The following is a 20,155-nucleotide window of genomic DNA, read 5'->3' as shown; positions in this document are numbered from 1 at the left end:
CTCCTCGAACACGTGCGACGGCGGCCCGGCCAGCGTACGACCCGCCGTTACCGCCAGGGCCGCACCGGGGTGTCGGGGTGGTACACGCGATAGCCACCCACCTCGCGTACCGGTGCGGCGTCGGGCCGGTCGGCGAGCAGCCGGCGCAGCCGCCGGTCCATCGGCGAGTCGACCTGGACCACGTAACCCGGTCGGGCGGCCCGGCCGACCTGCCGCCAGTACGGGCGGTAGCGGTTCTGCCCGGGGGACAGGTCCCCGTCGAGCACACCGCAGATCACCGTCTCATCGGTGTTGAAGATCAGCCGGTTGCAGGTCCAGTAGTCTCCGTACACCTCGTGCGGCCCGTCGGCGCGCAGCGCGGCGGCCAGTTCCCGGGCCTGACGCTCCTCGGTCCGCGACGCGGCGACGCCTGTGGTCGCGAAGAGCACGGTGACCACCAGCGCCGTCGCGGCCAGCGCCGCCAGCACGGCGGTGGCCAGCGCGCCGGCCAGCCGACCCAGCGCGCCGACGGTGCCCCGCCAGCAGGCGAGAGCTGCCACCCAGAGCGGCCAGAGCACCGCCGGCAGCGACAGTTGCAGCACCGACAGGTAGCGGGCGTTGTCCAGGGGACTTGTCGCGGCGAGCGGGCTGCGCACGTACGACAGCAGGGTCAACGCCGCGCCGACGACAAGCGCGAGCTGCACCACGGCCCCGACCCGCGCGCCACGTGGCGTGCCCCCGACCCGCGTGCCGGGCCCCGCGCCCTGCGTGCCGCTCGCTGCGACGGCGCCCTGCGTGCCGCTCGTCGTGCGGGCGGCCCGGCGGTACGCGAGCACCGCGAGCGCGGCGGCGGCCACCAGCAGCACCGGATAGAGCAGCCCGAACCACTGCTGCCACCTGCCGCAACCGTCGACCGGGCACAGCCCGTGCGCCAACGGCACCCCCTCCAGCAGGCCGCCGGAGATCCGGTCGGACCACTGCGGCATCGGGCCGGCTTTCGTGCTGACCTCCCGGAACACCGTCAGCGAGTCCTCACCCGGCCCGGCGCGCAGGTTGTCGACGAGCATCGGCGCGATCCCGACCACGAAGCCCGCCACCAGCAGCAGCCCGGACCAGCCGAGCAGCTCCCGCCGCACCGCCCAGAGCAGGGCCACCGCGGCGACCGCCAGGTACGGCAGGATCAGCCAGTCCGACCAGGCGGCCAGCCCGGCCAGCAGCCCGAACAGCGCGACGGCGAGTCGACGGTGGCGCACCGTCCCGGCGGCCAGCCCCACCGTGATCAGCAGCATCAGCAGCACCGCCGGCTTCACCTCCGGCCGGCCGCCGACCACTGTGAGCTGGTCGCGCACCACCCGCTCCGGTCCCAGCGCCAGCAGGCCGACGACGAGGACGGCGAACCACGGCGTGTAGAGCCGGCGGGTGAGCCGGTACACGAGGTAGAGGAAGATCGCGTACAGGGCGAGCATCGGCAGCCGCAGCACCGGCCAGCTCGGCCCGGCCACGGCGAGCAGCGGCGCGGCCAGGTACGACTCCAGCATGCCCATGTAGTGCTGGCCGTAGAGGAAGATGGGGCGTTCCCGGCCCTGCGCGATGTGCAGGGCGGCCAGGCCGAAGGTCGCCTCGTCGCTGTTCGACACCGGCACGGTGTACAGCGTGAGGACCAGCCGGTACCCGACACCGACCAGACCGAACAGCAGCGCGACGAGCGCCGGCCGGTCGAGTCGCGGACGCCACCGCCCGCGGTGCTGCTCTGGATGCGACACGACCACGCCCCCGTCGTCGTCCCGACCGGAGTGTTTCACGGACCACGGGCTGGTCGGGGTGGTTCGGCGCAGTCCGGACCGGCTCGCGTGGCCGTGTCCGTCGACGTGTGGCAGGGTTGGCGCGTGCCACCCACTCCCGCCGGCCAACTGGCCGTGCCGAACCTGCACCGGGCCGCGCGGATCGAGGACGCCGTGCACCAGCTCGTGGAGCGCCGGCTGCGGCGCACCGGCTGGCGGATGAACATCGTCGCGTACACCGGTTACGGCCGTCCGGGTTGGGTGCGGGTGATGTGCCGGGTGCTGCTGGGACGTCCGGACACCCGCCAGCGGGGCCGGCTGGACAAGGTCCGTGGTTGGCGCAGCTTCGCCACGCTGCCCGCCAAGCACGTCAGCGTGCAGATCGAGGCCGGCGGGGTGCGGCATGAGGCCCGCGCCGACCGCAGCGGCTTCGTCGACACGCTCGTCGAGGCCGACCTGCCGCCCGGGTGGGGCACCGTCCGGCTCAGCGTGCCCGACGCCGAGCCGGTCGACGCGCCGGTACGCATCATCGACCCGGACGTGAAGTTCGGCATCCTCTCCGACATCGACGACACGGTGATGGTGACGGCGCTGCCCCGGCCGCTGCTCGCCGCGTGGAACACGTTCGTCCTCGACGAGCACGCCCGCGCCGCCGTGCCCGGCATGGCGGTGCTCTACGAGCGGCTGGTCACCGCGCATCCCGGCGCCCCGGTCTTCTACCTGTCCACGGGCGCGTGGAACGTGGCGCCGACGCTTACCCGGTTCCTGTCCCGGCACCTCTACCCGGCCGGGCCGCTGCTGCTCACCGACTGGGGTCCGACCGCCGACCGCTGGTTCCGCAGCGGCATGGAGCACAAGCGCTCCACCCTGGCCCGGCTGGCCAAGGAGTTCCCCGACGTGCGCTGGCTGCTGGTCGGCGACGACGGCCAGCACGACCAGGAGATCTACCGCGAGTTCGCCGCTGCCCACCCGGAGAACGTCGCCGGGGTGGCGATCCGCAGGCTGTCCCCGACGCAGTCGGTGCTTGCCGGTAGCCTGCCCGCCCCGGCCGGCCGCCCCTCGTCGGGGCCGGTGGGGCAGAAGTGGCTGTCCGCGCCCGACGGCGCCGGCCTGTGGCAGTTGCTCCGCGACGCCGGCCTGGTCTGACCGCACACCACATACACGAAACCCCCGGGCACCGCGACTTTTGCGGCACCCGGGGGTTCTCGTCGCGTACTACATCAACGAGGGTGAGCCCCAGGTGACGGTGCCGATGGCGCCGTTGCCCGGGTAGAGGGTCATGGTGCCGTTGCTCCGGCGCCGGACCATTAGGTCGACCTTCCCGTCGTTGGTGACGTCGCCGAGGCTGCTCATGTCGAAGTCACGGCAGATGCCGCAGATCAGGATGCGGGGACCCCAGGTGGGGGTTCCGTTGGCGGCGGTGTTGGGGTAGACCCACATGTCGCCGGCCCCGCTGTTGCGCATGATCAGGTCGACCTTGCCGTCGTTTGTCGCGTCCTCGACGCTCACGTTGTCGTACCCGCCGCAGGAGCTACAGAGCAGCACCCGGTTACTCCAGGTGATCGCGCCGCCAGTGGGTCCGTTGCCGAGGTACGCGTACATGTCGCCGGTGCTGTTCTCCCGGATGAAGAGGTCGGTCTTGCCGTCCCGGTTGACGTCGCCGAGATCGGATACGCCGAAGTTGAAGCAGCCGCCACAGACCAGCTGGCGGGTGGTCCAGATCGGGTCTCCGGTGGCGACGGTGTTCGGGTAGACGTACATGTCGCCGGTGCTCTTCTGGCGCATGAACAGGTCGACCTTGCCGTCGTTGTTGGCGTCGGCGATGTTGAACGAGTCGTAGCCGCCGCATTTGCCGCACACCACGATGCCGGCGTCGAACGTCAGCGTGCCGTCCAGGTTCGTCCCGCGGCGCAGCAGCACGTCACCGTTGCTCTGCATGATGAGCATGTCGGTCCGGCCGTCACCGGTGACGTCGCGGATGTTGGGCGCGATGACCTGTTGGGCGTAGTTGCCCGGCGCGCTGGCCTCGGCGGGGTTGAGGGCGCGGTCCCAGTGCTGCACGTTGCTGATCTGGCCGGAGTAGTACGAGCTCGGCGTGCCCTGGTAGCGGTAGTGGCCGATCACGAAGCGCCCGGTGCTCGGCCAGGACACGGCGGCAGCGTGCTGCGCGGTGCCGGCCAGGTTGTTGTTGACGTACAGGGCCATCGTGCTCGTGGTGGCGTTGTAGGTCGCCACCAGGTGCGTCCACACGCCGAGCTGCGCGTTGGGAGCGCTCTTGGCCTGGTCGTACGACCAGGCGTCGCTGTCGGAGCGGGCCATCCCGAACCGCCAGGTGTTGTCGCTCTGCTCCTGCCAGAGGATGAAGCGGGCGGATCGTGCCCCCTCCTCGGAGAGGATGATCTTGCCGGCGGTGGTGGGCTTCACCCAGGCGGCGACGCTGAACGACTTGGTGGTGTCGATCAGAACGGGACTGGCGGCGCTGACCAGGCTGCCGGTGCCGCTGGCGTCCACGCCCGTACCGGTGGCATCGCTGTTGAGCCGCAGGTCCGGGCTGAACAGGTCACCCTCGTGCCATTTCGCGTTGCCGGTGCCGGTGAGGGTGCTGCCGCCGGAGGTGTCGGCCGCGGTCGCCGCCGTGGCCCCCGCCTCGCCGTCGTTGAGCGGCCAGGTGTGCTTCGCGGTGACCAGACCCTGCGCCTGCTGGGTGGCGATGGTGGGCGTCGTGCCGAGCCCGCTCACCAGGTACGCCGTGGTCAGGCCGTTGCCGCCGACGGTCCACAGGTCAGGGGTGCCGTCGGCGTTGGCGTCGGCGGCCCGCAGGCTCAGCGTGGCGCCGCGGTTCCAGTTGGTCGAGAGCGTGTGCGGCGTGTAGGTGAGTTGGGTGGTGTCCTGGTTGTAGGCCAGGTTGGTCCAGAGGTGCAGGGCCCCGGTGGTGCTGTTCCAGAGGAACATCGCGGTGCCGCCGCTGAGCTGGGCGGTGGTGATGGTCCAGTTGTTCCAGTCCACGCCGCCGGCCGGGGTCAGGGTCGTGGTGCTGCCGCCGTAGGAGTAGCCGCCGGGCGCGGAGGCCACGGGGTAGTAGTTGAGGAAGTACCCGTTCGTGGCGTCGCCGCTGGTGCCGATCAGGTCGGGAATGGTGCTTCCGGTGCCTCGGGAATCGCCGGCGTTGGCCAACTGCAGCGGGGCGTTGCCGTTGCCGTCGACCAGCAGCTCACCCGAGACGCTCACCTGGTTGTCGTAGGGCTCGATGACCGAGCCGTCGCCGCTGCCCCGCAGGACGGTTCCGTTGCCGGCGTTGGCGCCAGCGGTGTAGTAGACGAGGACGTCCTGGAACCCGGTGCCGAAGAAGTGGCCGGAGATCGCCTGGCCGTCGTTGAAGTCGGACGGGTTCTCGTCGCCGGTGACCCCGTTACCCCGCGCTCCGAGGTCGTTCACCGTGGTGCGCACCGCGCCGCTGTTCATGCCCGTGCCGAGCCAGAGGCCGGAGGGCAGCCCGTTGCGCGCGCCGACGGTCAGCAGGTCGGCGACACCGTCACCGGTGAGGTCCGCGTCAGCCGCCGTGTCGGCGGGATTGGCGTTGAAGGCCACGGTGACGGTCTCGCCGAAGTTGCCACCCGCCGAGAGGCTGGTCACCGCCAGCGTGTTGGTGAACCGGGTCGGCGTCGTGATGACGGTGGCTGCACCGGCCGTGGCGGAGACGGTGACCGGGGGCAGGCCATTGAGCTGGTAGCTGTAGTTGGCCGGCTGGGTACCGGTGCTCGGCGGCGTGATGACGAAGCTGACCTCTTCGCCGATCTTCGACTGTCCCTGCGGTTGGCTGATGTCGGGAGCGCCGGTCCGGGTGGGGTCGAAGGTGAAGCTGCAGGTCGCGGACCAGTCGCTGGACGCCCCGAAGTCGGTCGCCTGGACCTTCCAGGAGAAGGTGGTGATGGCGCCGCCCGCGGCGGCGCGCAGCGTGGCGACAGGCACGATCAGCACGCCCGTGCTGCCCGACGAGTACGTGAGCAGGTTCGGGTTGGAGGACGCCAGCGCGGTCTGCGCGGCGTCGGAGGTCTTCCAGAGCTTGAAGCTCACTCCGAGGGTGCCACCGTCGGGGTCGGAGACCGGGGCGTAGAGGTAGACCGGGTTGTCGCCGATCATCGACCCACCGCCGCAGGCGGTGCGCGGTGAGGTGGTCATACCGGTCGGCTTGTTGGGTTTGTGGTTGTAGCGGATTTCGAGCGTGGGGCTGGTTTCCAGGAACTCTTTCCAGCTCTGGGCGTCGCTGGCCTCGTTGGCGGCGACCATCCACAGGGTGCGGGTGGCTCTCTTGTTGGTGACGTCGGTCTTGATCTGGCCGGTGATGTCGAAGGACACGCCTGCGGCGTTGCAGCCGCTGTAGCCGTAGGCGAAGCTCTTCGACGCGGCGAGAGGGCTCTTGCTCTGGTCTTCCCAGTAGTCCCAGGTGGCGTTCGACTTCGACAACGTCGCCGCAGGTGCGTAGATGTTGACCGTCTTGTTGGTGCAGCTCCAGGACCGGGTGTTGGTGATCTTGAACGTGGCGTCGTCGATCGTGGCGCCCGTGAGGGTGCTGTAGGGCACCGGGAAGTTGATCAGCGTGTTCGAGCGCTGCTCGCCGGAGTTGCCGACCTGCATCCGGCCGATGGGGTCGGGGGTGTTGTTCCAGTAGTTCGAGGACTGGTGCTGGTAGGAGATGCTGGCCCAGCCGGACATCCTCGGTCCGGTGACGCTCCAGTTGAAGCTCGGGTCGATGTAGACCGGGTAGACGGTCGCGGCGTCGGTGAGGAGCGTGCGGTCGGGCTTGAGGCCGAGCTTGCCGGGGGCAATGGAGACGCCGATGGCGGCGGTGCGAGCGGCCCGGCCGGGTGCTGCGGTCGTGGAAGCGGCGCCGCTGCGCGCGGTTGGTCCGCTTGTGCTCCGCGCGGAGGAGTCCCACATGACGGGTGCGGGTGCGGTGATGACGGCGTCGCCGGTGCGGTCCCGACCGCTGATGTTTCCGGCTGCGTCAGCGTCGAGGGTGAAGCCTGTGGCGGTGGTGGCCAGTTCGAGGTTGGCCAGCTTCGGGTTCGCCGCGGCTTTGGCATCCTTGACCACGAAGACGTGGGAGAACCCGCCCTGTGCGTTGACCGTCACGGTCAGGTCCACACCGGGCAGGACGTTGGCGTACGTCGCGGTCGGCCCGGTGAGCGTGGGCGCAGGCAGGGCGACGGGGGCGGTCAGGGTCAGTGAACGGTCGCCGCTGACGAGGTGGGCCATCGGGCCGCTGCCACCGCCGGACAGCGTGATGTCGTGTGTGGTGGTGATCGCGGTGACGGCACCGTCGGCCCGTCGGTAGAGGGTGGGATCGAGCTGCTTCCAGTCGGTGCCCACGCGTTTGCGGGTCGGCACGGCGCTCTGGCTGAGCAGGATCTGGCCGTTGGGAAGGGCGGTCAGTTTTTCCGTCGAGGTGGTGGCGGCGGTCGCTTCGACCTGCTTGCCGGTCCGCTTGGCGTGGGCCAGGGCCGCGTCGACCCCGAGCGGTCCGGCCGGGACGGCAGCGGGTTTCGGCGGGGCGGCAGCGGCGGCCGGTGTGGCGAGCGGGACCGTGGCCGCAGCGATAGCGACGGCGGCCACCGCACCCGATGCGACAGCGCGTAGGCGCAGTCGTCCTCTGATCATGTGTAGTACTCCCCGTGAGTGACGTGAACGCGTAGGCGCATCCGATCGAGCGGCCACAGTGAAGCAGTCACGCCCGTTACCGGGAACGTCTCCGCTCACTCTTGGCTGTCCTTTTGGCACTCAGTGACACGGGTTTGATGGCATCAGCAGCTGATCATCGTTATCGTTTCGTGACCTTCTGCTGTGGCTGGACGTGAAACATTGTTCGCGCCACGGGGGTGCATGATCGATCACTCTGTGTGGCCTCTCATTCCATCGCGCAGAGGTGAGGTCAGCATGGCCGTCCACGGGGGATCCCGCCTGCTCAAACGTCCCAGACGTCTGGTCGCGACTGTCGCGGCCATGTCGCTGGCAGCCAGCCTGTTGTCGGGTGCACCCGCGGTGGCGAAGCCCAAGGGTCCGGAGGTGGCGAAAGCGCCGGCGACATCGCCGGGCCAGTCGGTCAAGGGTGTGAAGCCGTTGCCGACGAAGTTCGTCACGCCGCCTGATGACGCGAAGTCGACGTACCGGCCGACGCGTACGGCGTGGCCGAAGGCCGTGTCGGCGAAGGTCGACCTGCCGGCCGCACCGCTTGCTGGGGCGCGGGGCGCGGCTGCGGCGAAGGCGCGCGTGGCGGATGCGCCGGTGTGGGTTCAGCCGGTCAGGGAGAAGGCTGGTCCGCGCAGCCTGGCGGTGAAGGTCGCCGACCGCAAGGCGGCCGAAGCTGCCGGCGTGGACGGCGTGCTGCTTTCGGTGGCTCCGGACGTGTCCTCAGGCGCCGTGCGGGTGGGTGTGGACTACGCGGGGTTCGCCGAGGCGTTCGGCGGCAACTACGGTTCGCGACTGCGGCTGGTACGCCTGCCATCGTGTGTCCTGACGACGCCGACCCGCAGCGAGTGTCGGGTGGCGACGCCGTTGGCGTCGACGAACGACGCCGCGGAGAAGTCGGTGTCGGCGGAGGTGCCGATGGCGACGGACGCGCGGGCGCAGGCGGTCGGCGGCATGACCGTGTTGGCGGCGGTTGCCGCGGCCGGCGAGGAGGGCGGCAAGGGCGGCACGTACGCGGCCACGGACCTGAAGCCGTCGGGTTCCTGGACCGGCGGGGGTAGCACGGGTTCGTTCACGTACTCGTATCCGGTGACCGTGCCACCGGCGGCGTCGGATCTGGTGCCGACGGTGGCGTTGTCGTACGACTCGGGCAGCGTGGACGGGCAGACGGCGTCGACGAACGCGCAGGCGTCGTGGGTGGGTGACGGCTGGTCGACGCCGCGCTCGTTCGTGGAGCAGACGTTCACGTCGTGCATGGACGATCCGGGTGGCAGCGCGTCGCCGGTGAAGACGCCGGACCGTTGCTACGACGGTCCGATGCTGACGCTGTCGTTGAATGGTTCGTCGACGGCCCTGGTGTGGGACGCGTCCAAGAATGTGTGGAAGCCGGAGTCGGACAACGGTGAGGTCGTCACCCACGTCGAGAATTCCAACAACGGTTCGGGGACATACAACACCGACTACTGGCGGGTGACGCTGCGCGACGGCACGAGCTACGAGTTCGGTCGTAACCGGCTGCCGGGATGGGCGTCGGGCAAGGCGGAGACGAAGTCGGTGGACCACTAGCCGGTGTACTCACCGCACTCGGGCGACCCGTGTTACAACTCGGCGGGATTCTCGTCGTCGGTGTGCACGATGGCGTACCGGTGGAACCTGGACTACGTCACCGACACCCACGGCAACGCGATGGCCTACTACTACAACCAGGCCACCAACTTCTACGGCCGCAACAAGGGCGCCTCGGACGTGTCCTACATCCGCGACAGCAACCTGGCGCGCATCGACTACGGCTTCACCGACGGCGGCGCGTACGGCACGGTGGCGAACCGGGTGGTCTTCAACACCGGCGACCGCTGCCTGTCGGGGACGTGTCAGCCGTTGAACTCGACGAACAAGGCGAACTGGCCCGACGTGCCGTTCGACCTGATCTGCGCCTCGGGAACCGACTGTGACGACTGGAGCCCGTCGTTCTTCTCCACGGTGCGCCTGACCTCGATCGAGGCCCAGCAGTACAACACGGCCACCAGCCAGTACGAGAAGGTCGACTCCTACGCCCTGTCGCACAGCATGCCGGCGACCGGTGACGGCACGTCGCCGACGTTGTGGCTGACCTCGATCGCGCGTACCGGTCACGACACCAGCGCCGGCGGCTCCACGGCGGCGATCACGTTGCCATCGGTGTCGTTCACCGGCATCAAGCTGCCCAACCGGGTCGACATCACCGGCGGGCTGCCATCGTTCTACCGGCAGCGCATCGCCACGATCACCACCGAGACCGGTTCGGTCATCTCTCCGTCCTACGAGCTGCCCGTGCCGTGTACCGCCCCGGTCACCACCGACCCGGCGACGAACACGAAGTCGTGCTACCCGGTCTACTGGACCCCGGACGGCTACGTGAACCCGTTCAAGGACTGGTTCAACAAGTACGCCGTCACCCGCGTCACGTCCACCGACCCGACCGGCGGCGCGGCGGCCCTGTCGACCAGCTACAAGTACCTGGACGGCGCGGCCTGGCACTACGACGAGAACGAGGTCGTCAAGGCCAAGTACCGCAGCTACGGCCAGTTCCGCGGCTACGGCAAGGTCCAGACGTTCACCGGCGACGGCGTCAACGACCGCCGCACCCAGGCCGAAACCGTCTACTACCGCGGCATGTCCAAGAACAACAACACCACTGTGCTGAACCTGACCGACTCCGTCGGCGGCACCCACGAGGACGTCGACGAACTCGCCGGCAAGGAACTGGAGAGCACGAAGTACCTCGGCGAGAACGGTCGCGTCGACTCCTCCACCATCACCTCCTACTGGGTCTCCGGGGCCACCGCCACGCGCTCGCGCACGGGACTGTCGGCGTTGACGGCGCAGTGGGTCGCACCGATTAAGACGTACACCCGCCAAGCCGTCACCAGCGGCGGCTCGGTGACCTGGCGCAACACCGGAACCGACAACAGCTACGACGCGAACATCACCAGCGCCACCTTCGGTGAGCTGAAGAACACCTACACCTACACGGTGCCGATCGACGCGGCGTACAACCAGTGCACCACCTACACCTACGCCCCGGCGAACACCAGCAAGAACCTCGCCGGCCTGGTCAGCCAGACCGAGACCGTGGCCGTGGCGTGTGGCGGCTTCACCCAGGGCAGCCCCGCCTCGGTGCCCGGCAGCGTCAACACCCTGACCGCCCCCGGGACGGTCAACCGCCCCGCCCAGGTGGTAAAGGCCGAACGCAGTTTCTACGACGACCAGACCTTCGCCACCACCTTCCCTCAGACGACCGCCCCGTCCAAGGGCGACGTCACCCTCACCCAGGCCGCCAAGGACTACACCTCCGGCGCGTACGTCTGGCAGACCACCGAACGGTCGACCTACGACAGCTACGGCCGGGTCACCGACTCCTACGACGCCAAGGGCAACAAGACAAGCAGCGGCTACACCATGAACGCCGCCAAACTGGTCACCGCCACCTCCAGCACGAACGCCGCGGGGCACGGTGGGTCCGTCACGCTCGACACGAAGCGCGGCATCCCGCTGATCAGCACCGACGCCAACGGCATCATCACCACCCAGCAGTACGACGCGATCGGTCGCGCGACGTCGGTATGGCTGAACTCGCGGGCCACCAGCCTCGGTGCGAATCACAAGTTCAGCTACACGGTGTCGAAGACCGGGGTGTCCGCCACCACCGCGGAGACCCTGAACAACTCCAACGGCTATCAAAAGTCGGTCACCATCCTCGATGCCCTGCTGCGGCCGCGGCAGACCCAGTCGGTCACGCCGACGGGCGGCCGGATGATCACTGATACGTTCTACGACACGCACGGGTGGACCCGCGCGTCGTACAACGGCTGGTGGGACGACGGGTCGTTGCCGACGGTCAGTACGCCGGTGTCGGCGGCGGACCTGAGCAAGCAGGTGCCGAATCAGACCTTCACCACCTACGACGGTCTGGGCCGAGCGGTCATCGTGACGTCGGCCAAGAACGGCGTCACGGTGTCGACGACGACCACCGTGCACGGCGGCGATCGCACCACAGTCGTTCCGCCCACCGGGGGCGTCGTCTCCGCCACCCTGACCGACGCGATCGGTCGGAAGAAGGAGTTGCAGGAGTACAGCGTTCGTCCGACGGTGACCACGCCAGCGGACACCTTCACCGGCACGTTCACCGTGACCGGTGGCACCGCGACGGTCAGCAAGTACGGCTACGACGAGCACGGCAACCAGTCGACGCTCACCGACGCCAGCAACAACGTGTGGACCTCGACGTACAACCTGCTCGGTCAGGTCGTGGCGAAGTCTGACCCGGACGCCGGCGCCAGCAGCATGAGCTACGATGCCAACGGCAACCTCGAACAGTCCACCGATGGGCGTGGCAAGACCCTGTCGTTCACCTACGACGCTCTCGACCGCAAGACCGGCGAGTACGCGTCCGCGGTGGCGAACCAGTCGTCGGCGAACCAGCGGGCGGCATGGGTGTACGACAACAGCAACGGCGTCGCGGGGGTCACCAACGCGCTCGGCAAGCTGACCACCACCACCGCCTACCGCGGCGGACAGGCATATGTCACCCAGCAGAAGTCGTTCAACGTCTTCGGCAGTTCCCTCGGCACGACGGTCACCATCCCGGACAGCGAAGGCGCTCTCGCCGGGTCGTACGTGTTCGGGCACACCTACTCCTCGGTGCTGGGTCTGCCGCTGACCGACACCTACCCGGCCAAGGGCGGTCTGCCCTCGGAGACGGTGATCCACGGCTACACCGGGGTCCTGGACCTGCCCACCACCCTCGGTGGTCTCGCCGGATACAGCCAGAGCGTCAGCTACGACGCCTACGGCCGGGCCAACCAGCAGACCCTCGGCATGAACACCAACCTGGCGTATGTCACCAACACCTACGACCCGCACACCAGCCGGCTGACCAACCAGCTCGTCACCCGTTCGACGGCAACCCCGTCGAATGTCGACGAGCAGGAGTACAAGTACGACCTGGTCGGCAACATCACCCGCAAGATCAGCAAGCGGCTGGGTGCCACCACCCCGGCGGAGACGCAGTGCTACGGCTACGACGGCCTGGCCCGCCTCACCGAAGCCTGGACCGGCACCGACGCCTGCGCCGCAACGCCCACCGACGCCAACAAGTCAATGGTCGGCAACAGCATCGGCGCGGGTAGCGCCTACTGGACCAGCTGGCAGATCGACCTGATCGGCAACCGCACCCAGCAGACCGAGCACAGCCTGACCGGCGGTACCGACACCAAGACCACCTACACCTACAACGGCAACGGTCAGAACAAGCCCCACACCCTGACCTCGACCACCACGACCGGCGGAGCAACCGGCACCACGTCGTACACCTACGACAACGCCGGCAACACCACCGGTCGCAACGCCGCCCAGGGCAACCAGACCCTCACCTGGGACGACGCTGGCAAGCTCGCCGACGTCACCGGTGGCACGAGCGGCAACAACAGCTTCATCTACGACGCCGACGGCAACCTGCTACTGCAGAAGGAGCCGGGCAAGAACACCCTGTACCTACCCGGGCAGCAACTCACCCTCAACACCGCCACCAGTGTCGTCACCGGCAGCCGCTACTACGCCCTTCCTGGCGGCGGTAGCTGCATCCGCACCGGCAGCGGCACGGCGTACACCTTCGCCATCGCCGACCACCAGGGCACCCCGTCGCTCTACCTCGACAGCACCGCCCAGAACCCGACCTGGCGGCAGTACACCCCGTACGGCGGTGCCCGAGGTGCTGCCGTCGCCGCACCCGACAACCGCGGTTTCCTGAACAAGCCGATGAGCCCGACCGGACTCACGACCGTCGGTGCCCGATCCTACGATCCCGCGATCGGCAAATTCACCTCCGTTGACCCACTGCAGGCAGCCGGGCAGCCGCAGCAGTGGAACGGCTACTCCTACTCCAACAACACGCCGGTCACGTCGAGCGATCCGACCGGTCTGATCCCGGAAGACTGTCGGCACTTCGACTGCTACGGCTACGACCCCCGGCCTCTGAAGAAGGGCGATGGCCGCGGCGCTGGCGGTTGTCCCGGTGGCTGTGGAACTGCGAAGAACAAGGCTTGGGGGAAGGCGAACCACAAGTCCTCCACTAAAGCAAAGATCGTTGACAAGCATGTTCCGCCGCGGCGCGAGAAGCCGAAGCCGGGGCCTGGGCAGGACCCGAACCCGGACGTGTCCCAGCGTCTGGCGGGCACCCCCGATTCTGGCCCGATTGGTTGTTGGGCGGCGAAGCCGACGGACTGTACGGCCGAAGAGCCGCTGATCGCGAATGTTAAAATGGAAGGAATTTGCCTGACGGGAAGTTTCGCGGGCATTCTGGGCGGTGGGGTCACGGGGTGTGTGGCTTTCGATCGCCAGGGCGTGGGTTGGACCTACACGAAGAGCATCGACATCGGGCCCAACTTTGGAGTGTTCGGAGGTGTGGGCTCTGTGGCTTCCGACGGGAACATCGACGATCAGCCCGGCGTGTCCCAGTATTGGCAGGCCGGCGCCGGCGCCGAGACCTCCGGCAGCGTGTCCTTCACGGCTGGCACCGGTAAGTACGGGCAGCCGGTCCACAGCGTCGGCGCGAGCGCCGGAGTGGGCGTCGGCGGCGGCTATACGGAGGGCGGCTCAAAAACGGCTTCGGGCCGCTGGTTTGATTGGTCCGATCTGACAGGTCTACTTGGATGAGGAGTTAGGCCTTGAGCGACATCATGGCTGAGGCGAGAGGACGAAAGTCCTACCGCCTGCTGGTATGGGCTGGGCGAGCGGTGCTTCTGTCGGCTACCGTGCTGGTTCTGACGCAGGTCCTGTGGGCCAACCACTTGATCAGTCGTCCGACGATGGTGGCGGTGATCGCGCCGGCCGTGTTGGTATTCCTTACATCCGTGCTGGTCGCGATCCCGGCGCTCGCTATTCAGGCTGCGTACTTCTCTGCCAATCCACTGGGCAGGGGGCCGATCGAACGTCAGACACGTTTTAGCCAGATGTTCGTGACGGATCTCCTGGCCATTCCGCCGAGCCGCGCTAGCAAAGGCGGCAAGAAATAGGTTGCGCCCCCTTGTGTCCTGCCGCGCGGCAGGGCACAAGGGGGCGCTATTGGCAGTCGCTGTCACAACCGAAGCGCTAGATTCAGCCCTGGCGGAGCCAAATGACGCCCAGCGGTGGGACCTGGAGTGCCGCCGACGCCACCATCCCGTGCCACGGCACGTCCTCGGCGTGCACCGCACCCAGGTTGCCCACGCCCGACCCGCCGTAGTGGTGCGCGTCGGTGTTGAGCACCTCGGTCCACGTTCCGCCGGCCGGCAACCCGATCCGGTAGTCGTGCAGGGGCTGGGCGGAGAAGTTCGCCACGCACACGAGCGTCGAGCCGTCCGGGGCGATCCGGATGAACGACACGGTGTTGTTGGCGACGTCGTCGCCGGCGATCCAGCGGAACCCGGCCGGCTCGGTGTCCTGGGCCCACAGCGCCGGGGTGGCCCGGTAGACGCGGTTGAGGTCACCGACGAGTCGCTGCACGCCGGCGCGGGCCGGGTCGTGCAGCAGGTACCAGTCGAGGCCGCGTTCCTCGCTCCACTCCCGGTCGTCGGCCAGCTCGGAGCCCATGAAGAGGAGCTGCTTGCCCGGGTGCGCCCACATGTACGCGAGCAGCGCCCGGACGTTGGCCAGCCGCTGCCAGGTGTCGCCGGGCATCTTGCCGGCCAGTGAGCCCTTGCCGTGCACGACCTCGTCGTGGCTGATCGGCAGCACGTAGTTCTCGCTCCAGGCGTACGCCAGGGAGAACGTGAGCTGGTGGTGGTGGTGCTGGCGGTAGATCGGGTCCTTCGAGGTGTACAGCAGGGTGTCGTGCATCCAGCCCATGTTCCACTTGAAGCCGAAGCCGAGCCCGCCGTCGGCGGTGGGCCGGGTGACGCCCGGCCAGGCGGTCGACTCCTCGGCGATCATCACGATGCCGGCGTGGTGCTTGTAGACGGTCGCGTTCACCTCCTGCATGAGCGCGATGGCCTCCAGGTTCTCCCGACCGCCGTACTGGTTGGGGGCCCACTGGCCCTCGTCGCGGGAGTAGTCCAGGTAGAGCATCGACGCGACCGCGTCGACCCGCAGCCCGTCGACGTGGAACTGGTCGCACCAGTAGAGCGCGTTGGCGACCAGGAAGTTGCGCACCTCGCGGCGGCCGAAGTCGAAGACGTACGTGCCCCAGTCGGGGTGCTCGCCGCGCCGCGGGTCGGGGTGCTCGTAGAGCGGGGTGCCGTCGAAGCGGGCCAGCGCCCACTCGTCCTTGGGGAAGTGCGCGGGCACCCAGTCCAGGATCACGCCGATGCCGGCGGCGTGCAGGGAGTCGACGAGGTGGCGGAACTCGTCCGGGTCACCGAAGCGGGACGTCGGCGCGTAGTAACCGGTCACCTGGTAGCCCCAGGAACCGCCAAACGGGTGCTCCATCACCGGCAGGAACTCCACGTGCGTGAAGCCCAGCTCGGTGACGTACGCGGTGAGCTGCTCGGCCAGCTCGCGGTAGCCGAGGCCGGGCCGCCAGGAGCCGAGGTGCACCTCGTACACGCTCATCGGCTCCTGGTGCGGCTGACGCTCGGCCCGCCGGGCCAGCCAGTCCGCGTCGTTCCACCGGTACGTCGAGTGGTGCACCACCGACGCGGTGGCCGGCGGCACCTCGGCGTACGCCGCCATGGGGTCGGCCTTGTCCCGCCACTGCCCGTCGGCGCCGAGCACCCGGTACTTGTAGCGGGCCCCGACCCTGGCGTTGGGGACGAACAGCTCCCACACGCCGCTGGAGCCGAGCGACCGCATCGGCCAGCCGTCGTCGGCACCCCAGCCGGTGAAGTCACCGATCACCCGCACGCCGCGCGCGCTGGGCGCCCAGACGCTGAACGCCACGCCCTCGTCGAAGACCCGCGCGCCCAGCGCGTCCCACAGCCGCTCGTGCCGGCCCTCACCGATCAGGTGCAGGTCCAGCTCGCCGAGGGTGGGCGGGTAGCGGTACGGGTCGTCGTGGACGGTGCCGTCGACCTCCACCCGGTAGTCGAGCACCGTGCCCTCGACGTGGGTCTCGAAGACGCCCACGTCGTGCACCCGCTTCATTGGGTGCCGTTCGTCGCCGACGAGCAGCAGCACGTCGCCCGCGCCCCGGCGCATCGTGCGGATCGTCGTCCACCCGTCGGCGGGGTGCGCGCCGAGCAGCGCGTGCGGGTCGTGCGTCACGCCGGTGATCAGCTGGTCCATCGGTCGTCCTTCGGGGCGGCTTCGGTCGGTGCGGAGGCGGGCGGGCGGGGCTTCGCCGGGCGGCCCCCGGCCGAGCGGGGAGGTGCCGGGCGGGGAGGGGCCGGTCGGGGAGCGGACGAACGAACCGCCGTCCCAGCGCCGGTCGCCGCCGGTTCAGCGCCGGCCGTCGCCGGTCCAGCGCCCGCCGTCGGGGCCGGGGTCGTCGGGGCGGTGCCGCCGGACAGGTCGTCCGGGACGTCGGTGACGGTGAGGTCCGCCGGTTCGACGGCGGCAGGTGCCGGCGCGGTGGGCGCGACCGGGCGGCGGACGGTCAGCACGTGCGCCGGTTGCAGGTACGGGTCGAGCCGCACCGCGTTGCGCTGACCCCAGTCGTAGCTGGTGCCGGTCAGCTCGTCGTACACGGTGAACCGCTCGTGCCAGTCGAACCCCAGCTCCGGCATGTCGAGCGTCGTGTTGCCCCACTGCACCTCGCGCGAGTCGAACGAGCAGATCACGATGACGGTGTTGCCGGTGTCCGGGTCGTGCTTCGACCAGCACAGCAGCGCGGGGTTGTCGATCTCGTGGAAGCGCAGGTTGCGGAGCTGGTGCAGCGCCGGGTTGTCTCGGCGTACGCGGTTGAGCGTGGCCAGGAACGGCGCCAGCGAGCGGCCCTGCGCCTCGGCGGCGGCCCAGTCGCGGGGGCGCAGCTCGTACTTCTCGTTGTCCAGGTACTCCTCGGCGCCGGGCCGGGCCACGTGCTCGAACAGCTCGAAGCCGGCGTACAGGCCCCAGGAGGGGGAGAGCAGCGCGGCCAGCACCGCCCGGATCTTGAACATCGGCGGGCCGCCGTGCTGCAACGAGGAGTGCAGGATGTCCGGCGTGTTCGGCCAGAAGTTCGGCCGCATGTGGTCGGCCGAGGCGACAAGCTCCTCGCAGTATTCCCGCATCTCGGCGGCCGTCGTGCGCCAGGTGAAATAGGTGTACGACTGCGTGAAGCCGATCTTGCCGAGCCCGTGCATGATGGCCGGCCGGGTGAACGCCTCGGCGAGGAACAGCACGTCCGGATCGACAGTCTTGACCTCGGCGATCAGCCAGTGCCAGAAGTCGAACGGCTTGGTGTGCGGGTTGTCCACCCGGAAGATCCGGATGCCCTCGCTAACCCAGTGCAGCACCACCCGCAGCACCTCGGCGCGGATGCCCTCCGGGTCGTTGTCGAAGTTGACCGGGTAGATGTCCTGGTACTTCTTCGGCGGGTTCTCCGCGTACGCGATGCTGCCGTCGGCCCGGGTGGTGAACCACTCCGGGTGCTCGGTCACCCAGGGGTGGTCCGGCGCGCACTGCAACGCCAGGTCCATCGCCACCTCCAGGCCCTGCGCCGCGGCCGCCTCGATGAAGGCGCGGAAGTCTGCCGGCGTACCCAGGTCGGGGTGGATCGTGTCGTGGCCGCCCTCGGCGGCGCCGATCGCCCACGGCGAGCCCACGTCGGTCGGTCCGGCGGTGAGCGCGTTGTTGCGGCCCTTGCGGTTGACCCGGCCGATCGGGTGGATCGGCGGCAGGTAGAGCACGTCGAAGCCCATCGCGGCCACACCCGGCAGCCGCTCGGTCGCGGTGGCGAAGGTGCCGGAGCGCCCACCCGCCGCTCCTTCGGAGCGCGGGAAGAACTCGTACCAGGCCGAGAAGAGGGCCCGCTTGCGGTCAACCCACAGGGTGTACGCCTCACCGGCGGTCACCAGCTCCCGCACCGGGTGCTCCCAGAGCAGGTCGGCCAGGGCCAGCGCCGGGTCGACGCGCTGCGGCAACGGAAGGCCGGTGTCCACGAGGGCGGTGAGCGCGTCGGCGAGGCGGGCCCGGTCGGCGGCCGGCACCAGCTCGCGGGCGGCGGCCAGCACACGTGCGCCCTCGGCCAGGTCGTTGGCCAGGTCCTCCGGCCCCTGCCCGGCGGCGATCTTCTTGGTCACCGCGTTCTGCCAGGTCAGGTACGGGTCTCCGAACGCCTCGACGGAGAAGGTCCAGGAGCCGACGGCGTCCGGGCGGATCGTGGCGTGCCAGCGGTCCTGGCCGGGCTCGCCGGGGCGCATCCGGGTGAACGGCCGTTGCTCGCCGTCCGGGCCGCTCCACACCACGTTGCAGCCCAGCGCGTCGTGCCCCTCCCGGTAGGCGCGCGCCGACACCGGAACCGGCTCGTCGACGACTGCCTTGGCCGGGTACCGCCCGCACGAGACGACGGGGGAGACGTCTTCGATCGGGAACCGTCCTGTCACCCCGCCAACCTACTGTGCGAGATCGGCTCGCGCGCGGCCAAGCCCGCCAGGTGCCCTTCTGCGCGATGACATCGGATGCCCAGGTGTTCCAGGGCGTGTCGCGGGACCTACCCCGCGCCCCGCCCGGATCGTTGGCACCTCAGCAGCAGCACCCTCGGCGCGTCGAATTGCTCAACTGACAACGATCGAGGCCCGTCGCCGGGCTGGCCGGAGCGGATCACCGCACCACGGTGTGCGCGCAGGTGCCGTAGCCTCCGGCCATGATCGAAAAGGTGAAGGTCGCGGTCGTGGGCGTCGGCAACAACACCTCCGCGCTGGTGCAGGGAATCGCTCTCCACCGCCACAGCGGCAGTCTGGTGGGTGTCCGCAGGCCGATCGTCGACGGGCTCGCGGTGGGCGACATCGAGTTCGTCGCGGCCTTCGCCACCTCCCGGGAGAAGATCGGCCGGGATCTGACCGAGGCGATCTTCCTGCCGCCCAACAACTTCCCCCGACTCGACTGCGACCTGCCCGAGGCGGGTGTCGCCGTCACCGAGGGACTCGTCGACTCGGCCGGGGTGGACCGGGTGGCGGCGGCACTGGCCGGGGCGGAGGTGCTGCTCTACTCGGCGCCGAGTGGCCGACCGGAGACCGCCCGGGCGTACGCCGAGGCGGCGCGTACCGCAGGCGTCGCCTTCATCAACACCACCGCCGACCCGATCTCCCGCGATCCGGACGTGATGAGCGGGTTCGAAGCGGCCGGTCTGCCGCTGCTCGGAGACGACCTGGCCAGCCAGTTCGGCACCTCGGTGGTGCACAACGCGCTGCTGCGGTTGCTCCGGGAACGGGGCCTCACGCTCGTCAGCTCCTACCAGGTCAACCTGGGCGGCACCGAGGACTTCCGCAACCTGGTCGAGAACCCCAACACCAAGAAGCAGTCCAAGCTCAACGCCCTGCCGGACGCCGACCGGGTCGAGGTGGCCCCGCTCGGCTATCTGCCGCACCTGGGATCACAGAAGGTGGCGCACCTCAACATCGAGGCGCAGGGCTGGGGCGAGACGGTGGTGAGCCTCGACGTGAAGCTGAAGGTGGACGACCCGAGCGGCGCCGCCGGGGTCAACATCGACCTCATCCGCATAGCGGCGAGCGCGCTCCGCAACGGCCACGGTGGTCACCCTGCTGAGGCGACGTCGTTGCTCAAGTCCCCACCCGGAACGGCGATCTAGATCGGCCGGGCATCGTCGACGGGCTGGG

General features: G+C 69.3%; 9 protein-coding genes. 5 read left to right on the top strand and 4 right to left on the bottom strand.

What is annotated here, in order from left to right; all coding sequences use genetic code 11:
- Positions 1 to 47: 47 nt before the first annotated feature.
- Positions 48 to 1,742 (bottom strand): hypothetical protein, encoded by a 1,695-nt coding sequence (locus tag AB0B39_RS13205; protein WP_357574568.1) that lies wholly within the window; start codon positions 1,740 to 1,742, stop codon positions 48 to 50.
- Positions 1,743 to 1,865: 123 nt separating this feature from the next.
- Here AB0B39_RS13205 and AB0B39_RS13200 point away from each other — a divergent pair, with 123 nt between their 5' ends.
- The gene (locus tag AB0B39_RS13200; protein WP_357574418.1) at positions 1,866 to 2,906 is read left to right on the top strand and encodes a phosphatase domain-containing protein; all 1,041 of its coding nucleotides are present in this window, start codon (positions 1,866 to 1,868) and stop codon (positions 2,904 to 2,906) included.
- A gap of 69 nt (positions 2,907 to 2,975) precedes the next feature.
- Here AB0B39_RS13200 and AB0B39_RS13195 read toward each other — a convergent pair whose 3' ends face one another.
- Complete coding sequence (locus AB0B39_RS13195) at positions 2,976 to 7,418, bottom strand: LamG-like jellyroll fold domain-containing protein (RefSeq protein ID WP_357574417.1); 4,443 nt, start codon at positions 7,416 to 7,418, stop codon at positions 2,976 to 2,978.
- Between the two features lie 381 nt (positions 7,419 to 7,799).
- On the opposite strand from AB0B39_RS13195, the gene AB0B39_RS13190 reads away from it, so the two are divergent.
- The 3 genes from AB0B39_RS13190 (at position 7,800) to AB0B39_RS13180 (ending at position 14,497) form a co-directional block, all read left to right on the top strand.
- Positions 7,800 to 9,011 carry a hypothetical protein gene (locus tag AB0B39_RS13190; protein WP_357574416.1) on the top strand — a complete coding sequence of 404 codons (1,212 nt, stop codon included), beginning with the start codon at positions 7,800 to 7,802 and terminating at the stop codon, positions 9,009 to 9,011.
- 69 nt (positions 9,012 to 9,080) lie between these two features.
- The gene (locus tag AB0B39_RS13185; RefSeq protein WP_357574415.1) at positions 9,081 to 14,138 is read left to right on the top strand and encodes an RHS repeat-associated core domain-containing protein; all 5,058 of its coding nucleotides are present in this window, start codon (positions 9,081 to 9,083) and stop codon (positions 14,136 to 14,138) included.
- A gap of 11 nt (positions 14,139 to 14,149) precedes the next feature.
- The gene (locus AB0B39_RS13180) at positions 14,150 to 14,497 is read left to right on the top strand and encodes a hypothetical protein (RefSeq protein WP_357495040.1); all 348 of its coding nucleotides are present in this window, start codon (positions 14,150 to 14,152) and stop codon (positions 14,495 to 14,497) included.
- An 82-nt stretch (positions 14,498 to 14,579) separates the two neighbouring features.
- On the opposite strand, the gene glgB is transcribed toward AB0B39_RS13180, so the two are convergent.
- Positions 14,580 to 16,682: a 1,4-alpha-glucan branching protein GlgB gene (gene glgB, locus AB0B39_RS13175; protein WP_357574414.1), complete on the bottom strand. Its 2,103-nt coding sequence runs from the start codon at positions 16,680 to 16,682 to the stop codon at positions 14,580 to 14,582.
- Positions 16,670 to 18,922, bottom strand: a complete 2,253-nt coding sequence (locus AB0B39_RS13170; protein ID WP_357574413.1) for a maltotransferase domain-containing protein — start codon at positions 18,920 to 18,922, stop codon at positions 16,670 to 16,672. Before AB0B39_RS13170 ends, glgB begins: the two co-directional genes overlap by 13 nt.
- A 260-nt stretch (positions 18,923 to 19,182) precedes the next feature.
- Between AB0B39_RS13170 and AB0B39_RS13165 the strand changes: the two genes are divergently transcribed.
- Positions 19,183 to 20,127 carry an inositol-3-phosphate synthase gene (locus AB0B39_RS13165; RefSeq protein ID WP_357574412.1) on the top strand — a complete coding sequence of 315 codons (945 nt, stop codon included), beginning with the start codon at positions 19,183 to 19,185 and terminating at the stop codon, positions 20,125 to 20,127.
- The last annotated feature ends 28 nt before the right edge of the window (positions 20,128 to 20,155 follow it).

The sequence above is a fragment of the Micromonospora sp. NPDC049114 genome, assembly GCF_040648635.1.
In the GTDB taxonomy this organism is placed as follows: domain Bacteria; phylum Actinomycetota; class Actinomycetes; order Mycobacteriales; family Micromonosporaceae; genus Micromonospora.
The sequence above is the reverse complement of the archived record's forward strand: the minus strand, read 5'-3'. Positions and strand labels throughout refer to the sequence as shown.